Here is a 5,997-nt window from a genome sequence, read left to right as displayed (position 1 = left end):
CGTTCTCGTGTGAAGTTTGCCGTGACGCGTGCGGATTTAAGGGATCTGCCTCGAATGGAAGTGTTATGACGCTCAGCAAGCCCGACCTCTCGGGACAGACCGCGTTCATCACGGGAACGACCCGTGGCATCGGCAAATCGATCGCGCTCGCCTTGGCCGAGCAGGGCTGTAACATCGTCTCGACCGGCAAGACCAGCGAGAACGACGACTACGGCGAGGACAAGGACCTCGAAGGCACGATCGAACAGACCGCCCGCGAATGCGAGGAGAAGGGCGTCGAAGCCCTCCCTATCCAACTGAACGTTCGCGACGAGGAGAACGTCGAGGCCGCCGTCGAGGAGGCCATCGACCACTTCGGCGAGGTCAACATCGTCATCAACAACGCCAGCGCCATCCAGATCGCCAACGTCGAGGACCTGCCGGCCAACCGCTTCGACCTGCTGACGGACGTCAACGTCCGCGGTACCTATCTGGTCTCGCGGGCCTTCCTCGATCACCTCAAGGAGGTCGACGACGCGTGGCTCCTGACGAACGCCCCGCCAGTCACCGTCGACCGTGCGCCCGGCGAGGCGCCCTACGCGTGGTCGAAGATGGGGATGTCCTTCCTGACGCTGTCGCTCGATACGGAACTCAGCGGCCACGACGTCGGCTGTAATTCCTTCTGGCCCGTCACCGCCATCGACACCCGCGCGACGCGGTACTTCGGCATGGGCACCGAAGACGACTGGCGAACCCCCGAGATCGTCTCGGATACCGTCCTCGAAATCCTCTCGCGGGACCCGTCGTCGTACTCCGGCAACGCCGTTTACGACGAGGAACTCCTGCGTGAGTGCGGCGTCGAGGACTTCTCGGAGTACAACCTCACCGAGGGTGATCCGGCACCGATGTCCGCCCAGATGTTCGACCCTGAATACGAACGGCCGGAATAATCGGCAGCAAGGCGGGGGATTGGCACCGCCTGCGTGAACATAATCGTTCATATGGGTGCCTCCTAAGATTACCAGTAAATGGTGGACCCTACTTCGGACCTCGGGGAGGACGTCTCCGAGGACGACGCGCCGCGTTGTGAGGTATGTGACGAGCCGATAGTAAACGAGACGACACACCGGGTCATCACGTGGGTCGAAGACGGGGGCGTCCGGACCGTACACTTCTGTTCGGAGGAGTGTCGCGGCGAGTGGAATCCCGACAACTGACTTCGGTTACCGATTATTGACGGTTTACCTAGAAGTATTATCTACCCCGCGGCGTAGTTCTGCTATCGGTGTTCCGGACCGCGGACCGGCCGCTTACCGTCTACGTCACCGCCCAGTTCCTCGCCGTCGTTCTCGCGGGAGGTATAGCATGGGCGTTGACCACGGTCGGAGCGCCGGTCTGGGGCGCCGCTGTCGGCTGGTGCGGATTTGCGGCCTATCTCTCGCGCAAGCGGTTGCCCTCCGAAGCGGTCGGAGCAGCCCTCCAGTTCGGCGCGGTACTCGCCGTTCTCTTGCCGGCGGCGCCGTACGCGGTGGCATATATCGAAGGCGCGAACTTCTCGATAGTCAGCTTCGCGCGGGAGGCGTTCGGTCCGTCGCTCGTCTTCGTCCTCTTCGGTGGGTTCGCCTACGGGGCCGGCATCCTCCTGAAGCGCCACGCACGACGGAAACTTACGAAACGCGCCCGGCGCGACGTCCGCCGATAACCCCACATTTGGGGCGAAGCCTAGGCTTTTGCGAATCCGGCCACACATAGTCGTATGGCCGAACGAGACGCGAACGTGGAGACGCTGATGAGCTCGCCCGTCCAGACCATCGCCCCGGACGCGACCATTGCGGAGGCCGCACGCATCCTGGCCGACGAAGGCATCGGCTCGCTCGTCGTCGGCGACGAGCAGTTGACCGGCATCGTCACCGAATCTGATATCGTCGAAGCCGTCGCCGACGAGTTGGACCCCTCCCAGCCCATCTCGGAGATCATGTCGGACCCCGTCGTCACGATCCAGCGAACCGACTCCCTGCAGGTCGCCGCCGAGCGGATGGGCCACAACAGCGTCAAGAAACTCCCCGTCGTCGAAGGCGGTGCCGCCATCGGCATCATCACGACCACCGACCTCGCGTTGCACCTCCCGGACTATCAGGTCAGTATGGCTCATCAGGCCGAACCCGACATCGTCGACGGCGAGTGGGAGTAGGCCCGAAGACGAACCCGAACCGCCCCCGTATTTTATTCCAGTTCCTTCCTAGGGAAGGGTATGGATTACGAACTCTCCGACGAACAACAGCAGATTCGCGAGGAGGTCCGCCGCTTCGCGGAAAACGAGATTCGCCCGGTCGCCAAGGAGTACGACCGCGAGGAGAAGGCCCCACTCGACCTCATCGAGAAGGGCGCGGAGATGGGACTGACCGGCGCCCAGATACCCATCGAATACGGCGGCGCCGGCTACGACACCCTCGATGTTGCGCTGGTCGTCGAGGAACTCTACGCCGCCGACCCCGGTATCGGCGGCAGCATCCTCGGGACCGCCTTCGGCAGCGAGGCCATCATCGCCTTCGGCAGCGACGACCAGAAGGAACGCTGGCTCCCGGACCTCGCGGCGGGTGATGCCATCTGTGGCTCGGCCATCTCCGAACCCCACGCCGGCAGCGACGTGGCCTCCATCTCCACGCGCGCCGAGAAGGATGGCGACGAGTGGGTCATCAACGGCAACAAGATGTGGATCACCAACGGCTCCATCGGCGACTTCTTCGTCGTGCTGTGTAAGACCGACCCCGAGGCCGAGGGCCGCTACAACGGCTTCTCGCAAATCATCGTCGAATCCGACCGCGACGGCTTCGAAGCCGACAAAATAACGGGGAAGATGGGAATACGCGCTTCCGACACCGCCGAACTCATCTTCGACGACGTGCGCGTCCCCGAGGAGAACCTCGTCGGCACCCGCGGCGCCGGCTTCCTCCAGCAGATGCAGTTCTTCGACGAAACCCGGACGCAGGTGGCCGCCCAGGGCGTCGGTATCGCCAAAGGCGCCGCCGAGCGCGCCCTCGAATACGCCCAGGAACGCGAGCAGTTCGGCAAGCCCATCGGCGATTTCCAGGCCATCCAGCACAAACTCGCCGACATGCACACCGAGGCCGAAGCCGCACGCCAGCTAACCTATAAATCGGCGTGGTCGGTCGACCACAAGGACGAGCAGTTGACCATGCTGGCCTCGATGGCCAAGGAGTACGCCTCCCGCATCGCCGTCCGGAACGCCAACGAGTGCGTCCAGATCCACGGTGGCTCCGGCTACGTCGACGACTTCGACGCCGAACGGCTCTACCGCGACGCCAAGATCACCCAGATCTACGAGGGCACCACCGAGATCCAGAAGAATATCATCGCTCGAGAGTTGCAGGGCAAGGGGATGTGACGACAGCGCGGTAACCGATCACGATTCGCCTTCGACCGTCACCGTCGTCTCCTCGTAGCGAGGCTCTTCTTCGCCGTCGATATCGAACTCGAAGCCGAAGCGATACGTGCCCGGCGGAGCGTCCGAAGCGGTCCGAATCGGCACCGTTCCCTCGACGTCTCGTCCCGAGAACGCCCAGTAGGGCGGGTAAGCCTGCCAGACGGCGTCCGGCGACGGACTGAACGTCGCCTCGCCCAGATCCAGCGGCCCGTCGGGTCGGAACGGCTCGGGAAACTCCGAGATATGCAGTCCCGAAAGGTTCGGTGCCGCGATGGCGATATCCGCCGTCTCACCCCGGTCGACGGTCGCCCCGGTGACCGATAGCGAATCCACACCGTTCCCGTCGGAACACCCGGCAAGCGTCGTCGCCAGCGTGGCGGCAGTAGCGGCGAGAAGGGTCCGACGTTTCATACTCCGGGGGTCGTTCGGCCCCGACAAATACCCACCTCAGCATCAAACGGACGTTTGACCTACACCCGTTCCTGCGACGGGACGGCCCATCCATCTCGTGTTCTACTAAAAGAGCGAGCGGTGGGCCGACTACAACAGCGCCCCAGGGTTCATGATCCCGTCGGGGTCCAGCGTCCGTTTCATCGACCGGAGGGCGTCGAGGTATTTCTCGGGCGCTTCCTCGTGGTAGTGGTCCCGGTGAACCCGACCGACCGCGTGGTGGTGGGTGATGGTCGCACCGTGGTCCATCAGCGTGTCCGAAGCGGCCTGCTTGATGGTCCGCCACTGGTCGAGTTCCTCGCCAACCTCGGCGGGCGCGATGAGGGTGTAGTAGGGCGCGGGGCCGTCCTCGTAGACGTGGGTGAACCGACACGACAGGAAGCCGGTGCCGCATTCGGCTTCCATCGCGCCGACGACGTTCTCCTGGAGGGCCTCGTGGAGGTCGGGAAACTGGTCCCACGTGACCGCGGTCTCGAAGGTATCGACGAGGACGCCCATCGAGACGAGGCCGTTGAACCGGTAGGGCGCCTCGAAGAACGAATCGCGCCACGACCCCTCGGAGGACTCCGCACGGTCGGCCTCCTTTTTGCCTTGCGAGCGGTCTTCCACGGTCCGGCCCTCGGGACAGGTGCCACCGTGGTCTTCGGCGATTGCCATCGCGCGGTCGAGGTCGTCGCCGACGGGATGGTCGGTCGATTCGAAGCCCAACACCAGCAGGTGGCTCCCGTCGAAGGCCAGTTCGTTCAGCATGGCCTCGTTGCTGTCCAGCAGGCGGCAGTTGGCGGGATAGAGCCGCGCCTGCACGATCTCACGGGTCGCTTCGACCGCGTCCCAGTAATCGTCGAAGTACATCGTCGCCCGGGCGCGGTGGTGCGGGCGGGGCTGGACCCGCGTCCAGCCGTCGGTGATGACGCCGAAGGCACCCTCACTCCCGAGCAGAAAGCGGTTCGGGTCGGGGCCGGCACCGGAGGCCGGGAGTCGGCGAGTTTCGAGGCTTCCGGCAGGGGTGACGGCTCGGACCGACTCGACGAAATCGTCGATGTGCGTATACCGCGTCGCGAAGTGGCCGCCAGCGCGGGTGGCGACCCATCCGCCGTAGGTCGAGAACTCGTAGGACTGGGGGTAGTGGCGCAACTGGAGGTCGTGGTCGGCGAGTTGCGCCTGAATCTCGGGGCCGGTCGCGCCGGCCTGGATCCGCGCACTCCGGGAGTGTTCGTCGACCTCGAGGACGGAATCCATCTCCCGCATGTCGAGACAGAGCACGCCCGCGTAGCCGTCGCCGCCACACTCGATGCCGCCGACGACGCTGGTGCCGCCGCCGAAGGGGACGACGGCGACGTTCTCGGCGGTCGCCCACGCGATAGCGTCCTCGACATCGCTTTCGTTCCGCGGCATGGCGACGATATCCGGCGCCGACGAGAAATCGCCGTGGAACCCTCGAACGAGGTCCCGGTACCCTTTGCCGTACGTTCTGCTGGCTCGCGCCCGTCGGTCCGTCGTGGCGAAGGCGGCCAGTTCGTCGGGCACCTCAAGTTCCGGTTCGGGGATGTCGATGTCCTCCAGCGATGGATACTCCATAACGGGCAGTTCCGGAAAGCCGAGCAGTCCTTCGAGTTGCTCCTTCATCTCCCGTCTGTCCTCGTCGTCGGGAAGTCGGTCCTCGTACCCCCACGCCCAGAAACTCCGCCGTCGGTCGTCTGTCATAGAGTCGTGTGAACAGTAAACGCACATAACGTTGGTGCCGGTCATCGACGCCCAATCGAACGGTAGTCGGTGGCGCGCCGCACGCTCTGTCACGAAGGGAAAACGTTGTATCAGGACCGGCCCACGTCCGGATATACTCATGCTTCCGCTTCACTCCGGACATCCGGGCACGGAATCGGTCCTCATCGTCGCGCTCGCGCTCGTCGTCGTCGCTGCGGCCATCGCCCTCACGCGGGACGGCTGGTCACGGGTCGGCGCACTCGCTGGGGTAGCACTGCTGTCGGCGGGGACACGCGGCCTCATCGGGAGCCTCGGCTTCGGGGGCGCCGAGTGGGTCCACCTCGCGGCTCACGGACTCGAGATCGGCGCGATAGCACTGACGGCCATCACCGTCTACTACGCGCTTTTCGACGCCCGAA

At 64.6% G+C, this 5,997-nt stretch carries 8 protein-coding genes; 6 read left to right on the top strand and 2 right to left on the bottom strand.

Features of this window, described 5'->3' with window-relative positions; genetic code table 11:
- Positions 1–65: 65 nt before the first annotated feature.
- The 5 genes from V5A53_RS12245 to V5A53_RS12225 all read left to right on the top strand — a co-directional run bounded on the left by V5A53_RS12245 (position 66) and on the right by V5A53_RS12225 (position 3,385).
- On the top strand, positions 66–929 hold the full coding sequence (locus tag V5A53_RS12245; protein WP_332313900.1) for an SDR family oxidoreductase: 864 nt from the start codon (positions 66–68) through the stop codon (positions 927–929).
- Positions 930–1,007: 78 nt separating this feature from the next.
- Positions 1,008–1,196 (top strand): DUF7576 family protein, encoded by a 189-nt coding sequence (locus tag V5A53_RS12240; protein WP_332313899.1) that lies wholly within the window; start codon positions 1,008–1,010, stop codon positions 1,194–1,196.
- 68 nt (positions 1,197–1,264) lie between these two features.
- The gene (locus V5A53_RS12235) at positions 1,265–1,681 is read left to right on the top strand and encodes a hypothetical protein (protein ID WP_332313898.1); all 417 of its coding nucleotides are present in this window, start codon (positions 1,265–1,267) and stop codon (positions 1,679–1,681) included.
- A 54-nt stretch (positions 1,682–1,735) separates the two neighbouring features.
- Entirely contained in the window at positions 1,736–2,170 is a 435-nt protein-coding gene (locus V5A53_RS12230; RefSeq protein WP_332313897.1) for a CBS domain-containing protein, read from the top strand.
- Between the two features lie 60 nt (positions 2,171–2,230).
- Positions 2,231–3,385, top strand: coding sequence for an acyl-CoA dehydrogenase family protein (locus V5A53_RS12225; RefSeq protein ID WP_332313896.1), 1,155 nt, complete (start codon positions 2,231–2,233; stop codon positions 3,383–3,385).
- Positions 3,386–3,403: 18 nt separating this feature from the next.
- Here the strand turns inward: V5A53_RS12225 and V5A53_RS12220 are convergent, their stop codons facing one another.
- Together V5A53_RS12220 and V5A53_RS12215 are read right to left on the bottom strand one after the other, a co-directional pair.
- Positions 3,404–3,835: a hypothetical protein gene (locus V5A53_RS12220; RefSeq protein ID WP_332313895.1), complete on the bottom strand. Its 432-nt coding sequence runs from the start codon at positions 3,833–3,835 to the stop codon at positions 3,404–3,406.
- Between the two features lie 129 nt (positions 3,836–3,964).
- Positions 3,965–5,578, bottom strand: a complete 1,614-nt coding sequence (locus V5A53_RS12215) for an FAD-binding oxidoreductase (RefSeq protein WP_332313894.1) — start codon at positions 5,576–5,578, stop codon at positions 3,965–3,967.
- A gap of 139 nt (positions 5,579–5,717) precedes the next feature.
- On the opposite strand from V5A53_RS12215, the gene V5A53_RS12210 reads away from it, so the two are divergent.
- Positions 5,718–5,997: hypothetical protein (locus V5A53_RS12210; RefSeq protein ID WP_332313893.1), on the top strand; the 280-nt coding region annotated here is incomplete at its 3' end.

Source organism: Natronomonas sp. (genome assembly GCF_036625485.1).
In the GTDB taxonomy this organism is placed as follows: Archaea; Halobacteriota; Halobacteria; order Halobacteriales; family Haloarculaceae; genus Natronomonas.
Note: the sequence above shows the minus strand (reverse complement) of the source record. Positions and strands in the feature narration are given on the sequence as shown.

What these genes read in the sequence shown, in the direction of transcription:
- V5A53_RS12245 (WP_332313900.1), top strand. Translation starts at nt 66, where the DNA reads ATGACGCTCAGCAAGCCCGACCTCTCGGGACAGACCGCGTTCATCACG.
- V5A53_RS12240 (WP_332313899.1), top strand. Translation starts at nt 1,008, where the DNA reads ATGGTGGACCCTACTTCGGACCTCGGGGAGGACGTCTCCGAGGACGAC.
- V5A53_RS12230 (WP_332313897.1), top strand. Translation starts at nt 1,736, where the DNA reads ATGGCCGAACGAGACGCGAACGTGGAGACGCTGATGAGCTCGCCCGTC.
- V5A53_RS12225 (WP_332313896.1), top strand. Translation starts at nt 2,231, where the DNA reads ATGGATTACGAACTCTCCGACGAACAACAGCAGATTCGCGAGGAGGTC.
- V5A53_RS12220 (WP_332313895.1), bottom strand. Translation starts at nt 3,835, where the DNA reads ATGAAACGTCGGACCCTTCTCGCCGCTACTGCCGCCACGCTGGCGACG.
- V5A53_RS12215 (WP_332313894.1), bottom strand. Translation starts at nt 5,578, where the DNA reads ATGACAGACGACCGACGGCGGAGTTTCTGGGCGTGGGGGTACGAGGAC.